This window comes from Pseudomonas sp. BT-42-2, from assembly GCF_025847435.2.
GTDB classification, from domain to species: domain Bacteria; phylum Pseudomonadota; class Gammaproteobacteria; order Pseudomonadales; family Pseudomonadaceae; genus Aquipseudomonas; species Aquipseudomonas urmiensis.
On record NZ_JAOYTM010000017.1, the window covers coordinates 59557 to 71986 of the forward strand.

16 protein-coding genes are annotated in these 12430 nt (G+C 64.4%); 8 read left to right on the forward strand and 8 right to left on the reverse strand.

Annotated features, from left to right (window positions below; genetic code table 11):
- Positions 1 to 16 precede the first annotated feature (16 nt).
- The gene (locus tag OIU19_RS20795; protein WP_264236578.1) at positions 17 to 1213 is read left to right on the forward strand and encodes an MFS transporter; all 1197 of its coding nucleotides are present in this window, start codon (positions 17 to 19) and stop codon (positions 1211 to 1213) included.
- Between the two features lie 42 nt (positions 1214 to 1255).
- On the opposite strand, the gene OIU19_RS20800 is transcribed toward OIU19_RS20795, so the two are convergent.
- The 5 genes from OIU19_RS20800 to OIU19_RS20820 form a co-directional block, all read right to left on the reverse strand.
- The gene (locus OIU19_RS20800; RefSeq protein ID WP_186557335.1) at positions 1256 to 1939 is read right to left on the reverse strand and encodes an OmpW family protein; all 684 of its coding nucleotides are present in this window, start codon (positions 1937 to 1939) and stop codon (positions 1256 to 1258) included.
- 109 nt (positions 1940 to 2048) lie between these two features.
- A complete protein-coding gene (locus tag OIU19_RS20805; protein ID WP_264236579.1) occupies positions 2049 to 2639 on the reverse strand; it encodes a DUF3299 domain-containing protein in 591 nt (196 codons plus the stop codon).
- A gap of 9 nt (positions 2640 to 2648) precedes the next feature.
- A complete protein-coding gene (locus OIU19_RS20810) occupies positions 2649 to 3914 on the reverse strand; it encodes an ABC transporter permease (protein ID WP_264236580.1) in 1266 nt (421 codons plus the stop codon).
- Positions 3914 to 4624: an ATP-binding cassette domain-containing protein gene (locus OIU19_RS20815; protein WP_264236581.1), complete on the reverse strand. Its 711-nt coding sequence runs from the start codon at positions 4622 to 4624 to the stop codon at positions 3914 to 3916. Before OIU19_RS20815 ends, OIU19_RS20810 begins: the two co-directional genes overlap by 1 nt.
- A complete protein-coding gene (locus OIU19_RS20820) occupies positions 4625 to 5194 on the reverse strand; it encodes a DUF2796 domain-containing protein (RefSeq protein ID WP_264236582.1) in 570 nt (189 codons plus the stop codon).
- Between the two features lie 132 nt (positions 5195 to 5326).
- Between OIU19_RS20820 and OIU19_RS20825 the strand changes: the two genes are divergently transcribed.
- On the forward strand, positions 5327 to 5668 hold the full coding sequence (locus tag OIU19_RS20825; RefSeq protein ID WP_264236583.1) for a hypothetical protein: 342 nt from the start codon (positions 5327 to 5329) through the stop codon (positions 5666 to 5668).
- A gap of 129 nt (positions 5669 to 5797) precedes the next feature.
- On the opposite strand, the gene trxA is transcribed toward OIU19_RS20825, so the two are convergent.
- The 3 genes from trxA to OIU19_RS20840 are packed head-to-tail and all read right to left on the reverse strand — an operon-like array spanning position 5798 to position 7829.
- On the reverse strand, positions 5798 to 6685 hold the full coding sequence (trxA, locus tag OIU19_RS20830) for a thioredoxin (protein WP_264236584.1): 888 nt from the start codon (positions 6683 to 6685) through the stop codon (positions 5798 to 5800).
- A gap of 31 nt (positions 6686 to 6716) precedes the next feature.
- Complete coding sequence (locus OIU19_RS20835; protein WP_264236586.1) at positions 6717 to 7376, reverse strand: methyltransferase; 660 nt, start codon at positions 7374 to 7376, stop codon at positions 6717 to 6719.
- Positions 7377 to 7829, reverse strand: coding sequence for a YbaY family lipoprotein (locus OIU19_RS20840; protein ID WP_264236587.1), 453 nt, complete (start codon positions 7827 to 7829; stop codon positions 7377 to 7379).
- A 105-nt stretch (positions 7830 to 7934) separates the two neighbouring features.
- Here OIU19_RS20840 and nrdR point away from each other — a divergent pair, with 105 nt between their 5' ends.
- The 6 genes from nrdR to nusB all read left to right on the forward strand — a co-directional run bounded on the left by nrdR (position 7935) and on the right by nusB (position 12415).
- Positions 7935 to 8399: a transcriptional regulator NrdR gene (nrdR, locus tag OIU19_RS20845; protein WP_186556619.1), complete on the forward strand. Its 465-nt coding sequence runs from the start codon at positions 7935 to 7937 to the stop codon at positions 8397 to 8399.
- Positions 8400 to 8401: 2 nt separating this feature from the next.
- Complete coding sequence (gene ribD / locus OIU19_RS20850; RefSeq protein ID WP_264236588.1) at positions 8402 to 9532, forward strand: bifunctional diaminohydroxyphosphoribosylaminopyrimidine deaminase/5-amino-6-(5-phosphoribosylamino)uracil reductase RibD; 1131 nt, start codon at positions 8402 to 8404, stop codon at positions 9530 to 9532.
- 43 nt (positions 9533 to 9575) lie between these two features.
- On the forward strand, positions 9576 to 10241 hold the full coding sequence (locus tag OIU19_RS20855; RefSeq protein WP_264236589.1) for a riboflavin synthase: 666 nt from the start codon (positions 9576 to 9578) through the stop codon (positions 10239 to 10241).
- An 18-nt stretch (positions 10242 to 10259) separates the two neighbouring features.
- Positions 10260 to 11351, forward strand: coding sequence for a bifunctional 3,4-dihydroxy-2-butanone-4-phosphate synthase/GTP cyclohydrolase II (ribBA, locus tag OIU19_RS20860; RefSeq protein WP_186556622.1), 1092 nt, complete (start codon positions 10260 to 10262; stop codon positions 11349 to 11351).
- Positions 11352 to 11441: 90 nt separating this feature from the next.
- On the forward strand, positions 11442 to 11918 hold the full coding sequence (gene ribE, locus OIU19_RS20865; protein WP_003255395.1) for a 6,7-dimethyl-8-ribityllumazine synthase: 477 nt from the start codon (positions 11442 to 11444) through the stop codon (positions 11916 to 11918).
- Positions 11915 to 12415 (forward strand): transcription antitermination factor NusB, encoded by a 501-nt coding sequence (nusB, locus tag OIU19_RS20870; protein ID WP_186556623.1) that lies wholly within the window; start codon positions 11915 to 11917, stop codon positions 12413 to 12415. Before ribE ends, nusB begins: the two co-directional genes overlap by 4 nt.
- Positions 12416 to 12430: the final 15 nt, after the last annotated feature.

The window sequence follows — 12430 nt, forward strand, 5'->3', positions numbered from 1 at the left end:
TGGCAAGGTATTGCACATGTCTTCGATCCAGTCTGCGGCCGTCGGCCCAATCCCGCTGAGCCGCTCCCTGACGCTATTGCTCGCCGCGACCTGCGCCTTGGCTGTGGCCTCGGTGTATTTCTCCCAACCATTGCTGGAGTCGATGGCTGCCAGCCTAGGCGTAGCGACAGCCCGGATCGGACTGGTGGTGGGGGCCACCCAGGCCGGTTATGCGCTGGGGCTGCTGCTGGTGGTTCCGCTGGGCGATCTGTTCGGTCGCAAGCGCTTGATTCTTTCGCAGTTGCTGCTCTCGGCGTTGGCCCTGCTGGCTGTTGGCATGGCGATGGACTGGGCGCTGCTGCTGGTGGCCATGAGCATGCTCGGCCTGATGGCGGTGCTGGTGCAGGTGGTCGTGGCCCATGCCGCGACCTTGGCCACCTCCGCCGAGCAGGGACGGGCCGTGGGTACGGTCACCAGTGGCGTGGTGCTGGGGATTTTGCTAGCGCGGCTGGTTGCAGGCGTGACGGCCGATCTGGCCGGTTGGCGCAGCGTATATTTCACCGCTGCCGGGTTGACTGTGCTGATGGCCTGCCTGCTCTGGCAAACGCTGCCCAGCGCCAAGCCGGTGACAACGCCAGTGAGTTACGTGCAGTTGTTGGGTTCGGTGCTGCGCATGTATCGACACGACCGCCTGTTACGTCAGCGCGGTACGTTCGCGCTGTTGATATTTTCCGCATTCAGCGTGTTGTGGAGTGCCATGGTATTGCCGCTCAGTGCGGCACCACTGGCGTTGACCCATACCCAGATCGGTCTGTTCGGCCTGGCCGGAATTGCCGGGGCACTGGCCGCATCGGGCGCTGGACGTTTGGCCGACCAAGGCCACGGTCAGCACACCACGGGGCTGGCCCTGGCGCTGTTGACGCTGTCGTGGATCCCCATTGGATTGCTCGAACACTCGTTGCTGGCGCTGGTGTTGGGCGTGCTGCTGCTGGATTTCGCCGTGCAGGCGGTGCATGTCACTAACCAGACGCTGCTGTTGGCCGGGCGGGGAGAGATGGCCAGCCGTTTGATCGGCGCATACATGTGCTGCTACTCGGTAGGCAGTGGCCTGGGCGCTGTGGCGGCAAGTTGGGTGTATGCCCGCTGGGGTTGGCTTGCGGTGTGTGGGCTGGGGGCGGGGTTCAGTGCACTGGCTTGGGGTTATTGGCTGTATCTGCGCCTACGTGGGGAGTAGAACGACACATGGCGGCCGCAGCCGCCATGTGAGGGCGATGGATCAGAACTTGTAGCCCAGACCCACCATGTAGACCCATGGGTCTACATCCACGTCGACCTTGGTCTTGCTGTAGCCCAGTGCGGTTGGGCCATCGACGGTGGCCTTGGTGTCGATATCGACGTACCAGACCGAGGCGTTGACCAGCAGGTTGTCGGTGATCATGTAGTCCATGCCCAACTGGCCGGCCAGGCCCACCGAGTCTTGCAGCTTGAGGTTGCTGAAGCCCTGCTGTTTACGTTCGCTGCTCAGGTCTTCATCGAAGAACATGGTGTAGTTGATGCCCACGCCCACGTACGGCTGGAACTTCGAGCTTGGCTCCATCGGGAAGTACTGCAGCGACAGGGTCGGTGGCAGTTGCTTGATGTCCGCCAGCTTGCCGTCCAGGCCCCCGCCCAGGCCCTTGACGCCAACAGTGTGCTGGAACGGGGTGGCCGCCAGCAGCTCCAGGCCGATGTGATCGGTGAGCATGTAGGCGAAGGTCAGGCCCAATTGGGTATCGCTGTCCAGAGTAGCCTTGGTGCCCGAGACCTTGTTGCCGTCGAACTTCAGGTCGCCGCTGTTTTCGTTGGGGGCGGTGGTGATGGCGCCGGCACGCAGGATGAAATCGCCCGCCTGGTGGGCGTGGGCAACAGGGGCTACGAGCGCCAGGGCAACGAGCGAGGCGCCGAGCAAGGACTTGTTCATGGAAGCTCCCAAAGGACGTTATTAAATGAGTAGTCCAATGGTACGGAGGCGTCTAAACCTAATGTTTGACCCAGCTCAAAGAACTGGCTTCACGAATCGCTAGCAGTTCTCATTTCAGCTCATAAGCGTAGATTTTCTCGGCTTCCATCTGATAACCCGCGTCGGCCAGCTCGCTGCTGCTGGCTTTGACCTGCAGGCGCCCTTCGATCCAATAGGGCTGATAGAGGTCTTCGACGCGTACGCCCATCTCGCTGAAAATGTGCACGATCTGGTTCGACGGGGGGGGCGGTACGTGGATGCAGGCGCCGTAGTAGGGCACTAGCAGAAACTCGGTGGTGCGGCCCTCTTCGCTGACCTCCAGTGGCACGATGTAGCCGGGCAGTTTGACTTGCTGCTTGTCGAGTGCCTTGACCACTGGCGCGGCGGGGGCTTGTTGGCGCGCAGCGGGGGAGGCTTCGGCAGCCAGCGCGTCGCCGATCTGCGACAGGTCGTGCAGTGGCGTGAGCTGGGGCGGGATGACCGGGGCGCCTTCCGGGATCAGCGCCGGCCAGTCCAGCTCGCGCGGCTCCGCGGCCCAGGCTAGCGGCGTCAGCGCGATCACCACCAGCAGCAACAGGATTTGCTGTGTGGCTGCCCGCCTGTGCGCGGGTTTGTCGAGCTGTCGAACCGCAGCGAACAGGTGTGTAAGGTTCTGGATCATTCCCACTACTCACAGATGAATCGACAAACCATCGGCCAGCGACTGCCGATAGGCACGCCAGGCCGGCACACTGCCCATCAGCAATGCCGCCCCAAGGATGATAGCCAGCAGCGTCCACTCATGTGCACTGGGCCAGGCCAGTGGCAGGTACAAACCATAGTTGGCCTGCACATAGCCCTGGGCCAGGGCGATCCCGGCATACAGTAGCCCCAGCCCGGCCACGATCCCGGCCACCGCCAGGGCCAAGGCTTCGAGCACCAGCAGGCCAGCGATATGCCAAGGCCGGGCGCCGACCGAACGCAAGATGGCCATCTCCCGCCGCCGTTCGTTGAGGCTGGTGAGAATGGCAGTGAGCATGCCGATCAACCCAGTCAGCACGACAAACAGCGACACCACGAACAAGGCCTGCTCGGCCGTGCCCATCAGACTCCACAACTCCTGCAAGGCCACGCCTGGCAGGATCGCCAGCAACGGCTCATTGCGGAACTCGTTGATCTCGCGCTGCAAACTGAAGGTGGCGATCTTGTTGTTCAGGCCCAGCATGAACGCGGTAATGGCAGCAGGCTGCAGGTCCATGGTCCGCGCTTGTTCGGCGCTGATCCTGCCGGCACCACGTGCGGGCACGCCGTTGTGCCAGTCGATATGAATGGCCTCCATCCCGCCGAGGCTGATGTGCAAGGTGCGGTCCACTGGCGTGCCAGTGCGCTTGAGCACGCCGACCACCGTGAACGGCTTGTCATCGTGCTTGACCAGGCTGATCGCCGCCACGCCGTGGGCCAGCACCAGTTTGTCGCCAAGCCCGTAGTGCAGCGCCTGCGCCACTTCGGCGCCGAGCACCACCTCGAAGGGATCATTTCCGAACGCCCGGCCCTGGCTCAGTTCCAGGTGCTGGCGCCGAGCGTATTGGTAATGGCTGAAGTAGTCGCCCGTGGTGCCCATTACCCGGTAGCCGCGATGGGAGTCGCCCAGGGAGATCGGGATGGCCCACTTCACCCGTGGATCCTTGGCGTAATGCTGGTAGCTGTCCCACCGGATGTTGTTGGTGGCATTACCGATGCGAAACACCGAGTACAGCAGCAAGTTGACCGACCCAGAGCGGGCGCCGACGATCAGGTCGGTGCCGCTGATGGTGCTGGCGAAACTGGCGCGGGCCTCGGTGCGCACGCGCTCGACGGCCAGCAGCAGGCACACCGACAGGGCAATCGCGAAAGCGGTCAGAAAGGCGGTGAAACGCCGGTTGGCCAGGCTGGCCAGGGCAAGGCGAAGCAGGTACATCAGGCCTCCCGGGGCTTGGCGGCGCGATTGAGTTCGGCCAGGGACAGGTGACGGTCGAACAGCGGTGCCAGGCTTTGGTCATGGCTGACGAACAGCAGGCTGGAGCCGGCCGCCCGGCATTCGTCGAACAGCAACCGGATGAACGCCTCGCGGGTATCGGCGTCCAGCGCCGAGGTCGGCTCGTCGGCGATCACCAGTTCAGGCTGGCCGATCAGCGCGCGCGCCGCCGCCACCCGTTGTTGCTGCCCGATCGAGAGGGTGTCGGCACGTCGGGCGAGCAAGGCCGGATCGTCCAGCCCCAGGTGCGCGAGCAACACTGCGGCGGCCTGGTCGACGCTGCCGTGGCGCTGGCTGGCGCGTTCGGCGCGACTGCGTGAGAAGCGACAAGGCAACTCGACGTTCTCGCGCACCGAGAGGAAAGGCAGCAGGTTGAACTGCTGGAAAATGTAGCCGGTGTGATCGACCCGGAAGCGGTCGCGGGCGCCTTGGCTCAGTTCACCGAGGGCCTGGCCAAGCAGGCGAATGCTGCCTTGGCCGGGCAGGTTCACCCCGCCCAGCAAACCGAGCAGGGTGGTCTTGCCGCTGCCGCTGGGGCCTTTGAGGAACAGCGCCTCACCGCGCTCCAGGCGAAACTGGGCAATCTCCAGCAGTGGCGGCTGGCCCGGCCAGGCGAACAGCAGATCTTGCAGGTCGATCAGCGGCTGACTCATTTAGAAGGCGACCACCGCCTTGCTCGGCGTGGCCTCCACACCTTTCTGACCATTGGGGCCGATCAGTTGCAGATTGATCTTCTGCGTCGCCGGGAAGGCTTTGAACAGCGGGGTCAGGTCGAGACTGCTGAGCTTGTCTGGGGTGGCGCAGGTCAATTGGTAGTGGGCATGGATATCGCTGTGCGGGTGCTCGTGGGCGTCGTCATCGGCTGCAGGCTGGTCGCCGAACAGCGGACTTTCCAGCTCCTGCGCCTCTTCGCTGCAACCGGCGGCCTTGGCCAGGCCGAACAGCTTCAATGGCTGTTCGAGCTGCTGGCGCACGGCGGCGACTTTGGCCTTGTCAGCGTCGCTGCTGGCCGCGTGCTCAAAGCCCACCAGGTTCATCGCCGGGCTGTCCAGTTCCAGTTCCAGGGTGCTGCCGTCGAGTACCGCATTGAGCTTGGCCACACCATGTTCATGAGTGCCGAGGCTGCCGTGGGCATGGTCGTGATCATGGTCATGGTCGTCGTGGGCATGGGCCAGGGCCAGGGGCAGCAAGGCAAAGGGCAGGGCGAGGAGCAGGCGGCGCATGGACGACTCCGGGAGCGTGCAGGAAGGATTTGGTAATGTTATAACAACTTTTCTTGGCCGCGCCAGCCGCTTGGCGAAGGTTTCATGTCATGGGAGCATGGACGCCATTGATCCTGTTGGAAGGAAGGCGTCGTGAGAATACGCGGAACGATTGGTGACTGGCCGGTGGATCTGAGCATCGAGCTGGAACCGGCGGAGTGGGCGCAGTTGGGGCGTCAGCTGGAGGTGCCGGCGGTAGAGCCGGTGGTGTCTACGACGAGTGCAGCACCACGCCAGGACGATGGCCAGTGGGCGGCGGCGCGTGAGGTGCTGCGCGCGGCTGGACAGATGACTGGGCCAGAGCTGCTGGAACGCTTGGAAGGGTTGGCGGGCAGCACCGCGGCGGGGAAGCGCCTGCTGGTGCGTTTGCGCCATAGCAGTGAAGTGAAGGTGGAAAGCGGGGCGGATGCGCCGGTTTATCACTGGCTCGGATGAAAAGCATCGCGGGGCAAGCCCGCTCCCACGTGAGCTTAGGCTCTGTACGAAAAGCCTGAGACTTCTCATACAGGCCCTAGTGGCGAGCCACGTGGGAGCGGGCTTGCCCCGCGATGAGCGTTGGCGCTGTTAGAAGAGCGCCGCCGCCAACTTGCGACGGTAGACGCTGACCAGCGGGTGATCGCTGCCGAGCAACTCGAACACCTGCAACATCGCCTTTTTCGGCAAGCCGTTCTCATAGCCGCGATTACGCTGGAACAACTTCAGCAAGCCATCGAGCGCCGCTTCGTACTGCTGACGCGCCAGTTGCTGAATACACAGTTGATACGCCGCTTCATCGTCCTGCGGATTCTGCGCCAGGCGGCTCTTGAGCTCGGCCGCCTCCGGCAGGCTGGCAGCCTGGCGGAGGAAGGTCAGCTGCGCCTTGGCGCCGGCCAGTGCCGCCTTGTGCTCATCGGTCTTGACCGCATCGAGCACCACTTGCGCCTCACCCAACTCACCCCTCTCGGCCAGGCAGCGCGCATACAGAATCAGCGCTTCGGCATTGCTGTTGTCTTCACCCAGCAGGGTCTTGAGGGCGGTTTCGGCATCGGCGAAGCGGCTCTCGGCGAACAGCGCCTTGGCTTCTTCGAGCGGCGAAGCAGTGGGCGCCGCCGGCATCTGAACATGCGGTTCGAGCAGGGCGCGGATGGCCGACTCGGGTTGGGCACCGGCAAAACCGTCGACCGGCTGGCCGTCCTTGAACAGCACCACGGTCGGCAGGCTGCGGATGCCGAACTGGGCAACCACCTGCTGTTCCACATCGCAGTTGATCTTGGCCAGCAGCAGTTCGCCCTGGTAACCCTCGGCGATCTTCGCCAGCAGTGGCATCAGCGCCTTGCACGGCGCGCACCACTCGGCCCAGAAGTCCACCAGCACGGGCTTGTGGAAGGAGTTTTCGATGACCAGTTGCTGGAAGTTGGCGTCGGTGGCGTCGAAAATATACGGCAGGGCGTTGCTATCGGGGGCTTGGCTCATCGCGACTCTCGCAAATCTCTGGATGGCACCACTATAAAGGCTCGCGGCTGGCGTGGTACAGGCTGACCCGGCGGAATTCGTGTGGTTCGGCCAGGTCCGGCAGGGTCAGTGCTTCAAGCACCCCCAATGGCTGGTACAGCGGGTGGCTGAAGTCGCGCACCCGCGAGTCAGCGACCAGCGCCTGGCGGCCCCGACTAAGAAACGCATCGAGCAGTGGCAGGTTGGCGCGATCGTAGAGCACGTCGGCCACCAGGATCAGGTCAAAGCGATCGGCTTCGGCAAAAAAGTCGCTGCTGTAACCCAGTTCGACCTCATTGAGCGCCGCGTTCGCCTGGCAGGCTTGTAGCGCCAGTGGATCGAGGTCGCACGCCACTACTTCCAACGCCCCCGCCCGCGCCGCGGCGATCCCGGCGATGCCGGAGCCGGCGCCGAAATCCAGCACGCGCTTGCCACGCACCCACTCCGGGCGCTCGGCCAGGTAGCGCGCCATGGCCAGGCCGCTGGCCCAGCAGAAGCTCCAGTACGGCGGGTCTTCGAGGATGCGCTGGGTTTCTTCGCTGCTGAAGGCGCGGTCCATGTTCTGCGCATCGATCAGCCACAGCTTCAAGGCGCACTGCGGCAGCTCGCTGGCGACCAGCCGCGCTTCACCGATCAGGCCGCTCAGGGCCTGTTGCAGGTGCAACGGCGCCATCTATGGCGCCTTCTCGAAGCGCAGTGGGCCAGTGGCTTGGCTCGCGGCTTGAACAATGCGCTGCGGTGGCAGGTGCATGATCAGCTGGCCGGAGCGGCTGGCGCGGCCACGCAACTCGACCCTGGCCCCGGCTGGGAATGCCTCGGGATTGAAGCGCAGCTGATAGGGCAGGGCCTGGCCGGTACCGATCAGGTTGCTGCTGGCCAGCAGGCGCTGCGGCCGGTCGCGTTCATCGATCACCAGCAGCGCCAGTTCGACTTCGGCGCCTGCCGGCACCTCCAGCAAGGTGCCGCTGATTTCGCGCTGGTAGGCCGGTAGCGGCCCCAGTGCCGGCGCCTTTTTCGCGACCTTGGGAGCGGGCGCTGCAGCGGGCTGCTCGCCTTTGGGTTTATCGCTGCTGCAGGCCGTCATCAGGCCAGCGAGACAGAGCACGACGAGCGCTCGATAGTGCATGGGGGAGTCCTTCACGGGCAGAATTGATTGGATGGTAACCCCTTTGGCTTGTCTTGCCAGTCGGATGCGCTACCATGGCCCTCCCTTTTTTTGTTGCCTGCCACCATGCACTGTCCCTTTTGCGGTGCCAACGACACCAAGGTCATCGACTCGCGCCTGGTCGCCGAGGGCGAACAGGTGCGTCGCCGGCGCGAGTGCGTCGCCTGCGGCGAGCGCTTCACAACCTTCGAAACCGCCGAGCTGGTGCTGCCGCGGCTGATCAAGCAAGACGGCACACGCCAACCGTTCGATGAAGACAAACTGCGGGCCGGCATGCAGCGCGCGCTGGAAAAGCGCCCGGTCAGCGTCGAGCGGCTGGAAGCGGCGCTGGCCCACATCAAGCACAAATTGCGCGCCACTGGCGAGCGCGAGGTCAAGTCGCTGGTGGTGGGTGAACTGGTCATGGCCGCGCTGCGCGAGCTCGACGAAGTCGCCTACATCCGCTTCGCCTCGGTCTACCGGCGCTTCCAGGACCTCGACGAATTCCGCGAAGAAATCGACCGCCTGGCCCGCGAGCCGGCTAAAGAGTAAGCATGCCCAGCCAGACCGCGATTCTCGACGCCCACTACATGGCCCAAGCCCTGCAACTGGCCCGCAAGGGCCAGTACAGCACCCATCCCAATCCGCGGGTGGGTTGCGTGATCGTTCGCGACGGCGAAGTAGTAGGCCAGGGCTGGCACGTGCGCGCCGGTGAGCCACACGCCGAAGTGCACGCACTGCGCCAGGCTGGCGAGCGCGCCAAAGGCGCCTGCGCCTACGTGACCCTGGAGCCGTGCAGTCACCATGGGCGTACGCCGCCGTGCGCCGAGGCACTGGTCAAGGCCGGCGTTGCCCGGGTAGTCGCAGCCATGCAAGACCCCAATCCGCAAGTGGCCGGCCAAGGCCTGCGGCGCTTGGCCGAGGCGGGTATCGAAGTCGCCAGTGGCGTGCTGGAAAGCGAAGCGCGCGCGCTCAACCCCGGTTTCCTCAAGCGTATGGAACACGGTCTGCCGTTCGTCCGGGCCAAGCTGGCGATGAGCCTGGACGGGCGCACCGCGATGGCCAGTGGCGAAAGCCAGTGGATTACCGGCCCTGCCGCGCGCGCCGCCGTGCAACGCCTGCGCGCCCGCTCCAGCGTGGTGTTGACCAGCGCCGAAAGTGTGTTGGCCGACAACGCGCGGATGACCGTGCGTGGCGAACAGTTGGGCCTGGATGCAGAAACCACGGCGCTGGCCCTGTCCCGCCCACCGCTGCGCGTGTTGATCGACGGCCGCCTGCGTTTGCCGCTGACGGCGCCGTTTTTCCAGGCAGGCCCGGCGCTGGTAGTGACTGCTGCGGCGGCTGATGCGCGTTACGCCCAAGCCGGTCACGAGCTGCTGTGCCTGCCCGGCGCCGAAGGCCGGGTCGATCTACCTGGCCTGCTCAGGGTCTTGGCAGCGCGTGGCGTCAATGAAATTCTCCTGGAGGCTGGCGCCGGCTTGGTGGGCGCCTTCGCCCAGCTAGGTCTGATCGACGAGTTCCAGTTGTTCGTCGCCGGCACCTTCCTCGGCTCCCAGGCCCGGCCGCTGCTGGACTGGCCGCTGGCGCAGATGAACCAGGCGCCGCGGCTGAAAATCACTGAAATGCGCGCCGTCGGTGATGACTGGCGGGTCACGGCCATCCCCTTGCCGGCCACCGGCGTATAATGCCTGGCTAGCCCAGCGCAGCCCTATTTGCGAGGACAACCGCATGTTCACCGGCATCATCGAATCCATCGGCACCATCCGTAGCCTGACCCCCAAGGGCGGTGACGTGCGCGTCTACGTCCAGACCGGCAAGCTTGACCTGGGCGACGTCAAGCTCGGCGACAGCATTGCCGTCAACGGCGTCTGCCTGACGGCCGTCGACCTGCCAGGCGACGGTTTCTGGGCCGACGTCAGCCGCGAAACCCTCGAGTGCACCGCCTTCGACGACTTGAAGAGCGGCAGCCCGGTCAACCTGGAAAAAGCCCTGACCCCGACCACCCGCCTGGGCGGTCACTTGGTCAGCGGCCACGTCGACGGCGTTGGCGAAATCATCTCGCGCAGCGATAACGCCCGCGCCATCCAGTTCCGCGTGCGTGCGCCCAAAGAACTGGCCAAGTACATCGCCCACAAGGGCTCGATCACCGTCGACGGCACCAGCCTGACGGTCAACGTGGTCGATGGCGCCGAGTTCGAGCTGACCATCGTTCCGCACACCCTGTCCGAAACCATCATGGCCGACTACCGCCCAGGTCGTCGGGTGAACCTTGAGGTCGACCTGCTGGCCCGTTACCTGGAGCGTCTGCTGCTGGGCGACAAGGCTGCCGAACCGAGCAAGGGCAGTAGCATCACCGAAAGCTTCCTGGCCGCCAACGGCTACCTGAAATCCTGATTGAGAAGGGGGTGCCGAGTGGCGCTCAACAGCATTGAAGAGCTGGTGGAAGACATCCGCCAAGGCAAGATGGTCATCCTCATGGATGACGAAGACCGCGAGAACGAAGGCGACATCATCATGGCCGCCGAGTGCTGCCAGCCTGAGCACATCAACTTCATGGCCAAGCACGCCCGTGGCCTGATCTGCATGCCGATGAGCCGCGAGCGCTGCGAAACCCTCAAGCTGCCGCTGATGGCGCCGCGCAATGGTTCGGGCTTTGGCACCAAGTTCACCGTGTCGATCGAAGCCGCCGAAGGCGTCACCACCGGCATCTCCGCGGCCGACCGCGCGCGTACCGTGCAGGCGGCCGCCGCCAAGGACGCCAAGGCCGAAGACATCGTCAGCCCCGGCCACATCTTCCCGCTGATGGCCCAGCCTGGCGGTACCCTGGCCCGCGCAGGCCACACCGAGGCCGCTTGCGACCTGGCGCGCATGGCTGGCTTCGAGCCGAGCGGGGTGATCTGCGAGGTGATGAACGACGACGGCACCATGTCGCGTCGCGCCGAGTTGGAAGTGTTCGCCGCCGAACATGGCCTGAAGATCGGCACCATCGCCGACCTGATCCACTACCGGATGATCCACGAACGTACCGTTCAGCGGGTTTCCGAGCAGCCGCTGGATAGCGAACTAGGCCAGTTCAACCTGGTCACCTACCGCGACTCGGTCGAAGGCGACGTGCACATGGCACTGACCCTGGGCAAGATCTGCGCCGAAGAGCCGACCCTGGTGCGGGTGCACAACATGGACCCGCTGCGCGACCTGCTGATGGTCAAGCAGCCAGGCCGCTGGAGCCTGCGTGCGGCGATGAGCGCGGTGGCCGAGGCCGGCAGCGGCGTAGTCCTGTTGCTGGGCCACCCACTCGATGGCGACGTGCTGCTGGCGCATATCCGCGAAAGCGCCGGCGAAACCCAGGTCAAGACGCCGAGCACCTACAGCACGGTCGGTGCTGGGTCGCAGATCCTGCGTGACCTGGGCGTGCGCAAGATGCGCCTGATGAGCTCGCCGATGAAGTTCAACGCGATATCCGGATTTGATCTGGAAGTTGTAGAATACGTGCCCTCTGAGTGACACAGGCGCGCTAGTTGCCCTGGCGCTCGTGTCCAAACCCTCCTGCAGGCCGTCTACGGCGGCCTCGCTCTTTAAAATGAGAACACCGGAATGACCCTGAAGACCATCGAAGGTACCTTCATCGCCCCCAAAGGTCGCTATGCTTTGGTGGTTGGCCGCTTCAACAGCTTCGTCGTCGAAAGCCTGGTAAGCGGTGCCGTCGATGCCTTGGTACGCCATGGCGTCAGCGAAAGCGACATCACCATCATCCGTGCTCCTGGCGCCTTCGAAATCCCGCTGGTTGCACAGAAAGTCGCCCAACAAGGCGCTTACGACGCGATCATCGCCCTGGGCGCTGTGATTCGCGGCGGTACCCCGCACTTCGAATACGTGGCGGGCGAATGCACCAAGGGCCTGGCCCAGGTGTCCATGGAGTTCGGTGTTCCGGTGGCCTTCGGCGTGCTGACTGTCGACTCCATCGAGCAAGCCATCGAGCGTTCCGGCACCAAGGCTGGCAACAAAGGTGCTGAAGCTGCCCTGTCCGCCCTGGAAATGGTCAGCCTGCTGGCGCAGTTGGAGGCCAAGTGATTAGCGACGAAAGCGATCGTTTCAACCCGCGCGATCCAAAACCTGCGGATGCCGGCAAGCCCTCGAAGAGCGCCAAGCGCCGCGAAGCCCGCAAGCTCGCGACCCAGGCCCTCTATCAGTGGCACATGGCCCGGCACTCGCTGAACGAGGTCGAGGCGCAGTTTCGGGTCGACAACGATTTCTCCGATGTAGACGGCGCTTACTTCCGCGAGATCCTGCACGGGGTTCCGGCCAAGGTGAAGGAAATCGACGAGGCCCTGGCGCCGTGCCTGGACCTTGCCCTGGAAGAGCTCGACCCGGTTGAACTGGCGGTTCTGCGCCTGTCCACCTGGGAGTTCATCATGCGCGCCGATGTGCCGTATCGCGTGGTGATCAACGAAGGTGTGGAGCTGGCCAAAGTGTTCGGCGCCACCGACGGTCACAAGTTCGTCAACGGTGTACTGGACAAGCTCGCTCCGCGTCTGCGTGAAGCGGAAGTCAAGGCGTACAAGCGCTGATTGCGGCGCTGACCA

Coding starts and splice junctions, on each gene's coding strand:
- OIU19_RS20795 (WP_264236578.1), top strand. CDS start 17: ATGTCTTCGATCCAGTCTGCGGCCGTCGGCCCAATCCCGCTGAGCCGC.
- OIU19_RS20800 (WP_186557335.1), bottom strand. CDS start 1,939: ATGAACAAGTCCTTGCTCGGCGCCTCGCTCGTTGCCCTGGCGCTCGTA.
- OIU19_RS20805 (WP_264236579.1), bottom strand. CDS start 2,639: ATGATCCAGAACCTTACACACCTGTTCGCTGCGGTTCGACAGCTCGAC.
- OIU19_RS20810 (WP_264236580.1), bottom strand. CDS start 3,914: ATGTACCTGCTTCGCCTTGCCCTGGCCAGCCTGGCCAACCGGCGTTTC.
- OIU19_RS20815 (WP_264236581.1), bottom strand. CDS start 4,624: ATGAGTCAGCCGCTGATCGACCTGCAAGATCTGCTGTTCGCCTGGCCG.
- OIU19_RS20820 (WP_264236582.1), bottom strand. CDS start 5,194: ATGCGCCGCCTGCTCCTCGCCCTGCCCTTTGCCTTGCTGCCCCTGGCC.
- trxA (WP_264236584.1), bottom strand. CDS start 6,685: ATGAGCCAAGCCCCCGATAGCAACGCCCTGCCGTATATTTTCGACGCC.
- OIU19_RS20835 (WP_264236586.1), bottom strand. CDS start 7,376: ATGGCGCCGTTGCACCTGCAACAGGCCCTGAGCGGCCTGATCGGTGAA.
- OIU19_RS20840 (WP_264236587.1), bottom strand. CDS start 7,829: ATGCACTATCGAGCGCTCGTCGTGCTCTGTCTCGCTGGCCTGATGACG.
- nrdR (WP_186556619.1), top strand. CDS start 7,935: ATGCACTGTCCCTTTTGCGGTGCCAACGACACCAAGGTCATCGACTCG.
- ribD (WP_264236588.1), top strand. CDS start 8,402: ATGCCCAGCCAGACCGCGATTCTCGACGCCCACTACATGGCCCAAGCC.
- OIU19_RS20855 (WP_264236589.1), top strand. CDS start 9,576: ATGTTCACCGGCATCATCGAATCCATCGGCACCATCCGTAGCCTGACC.
- ribE (WP_003255395.1), top strand. CDS start 11,442: ATGACCCTGAAGACCATCGAAGGTACCTTCATCGCCCCCAAAGGTCGC.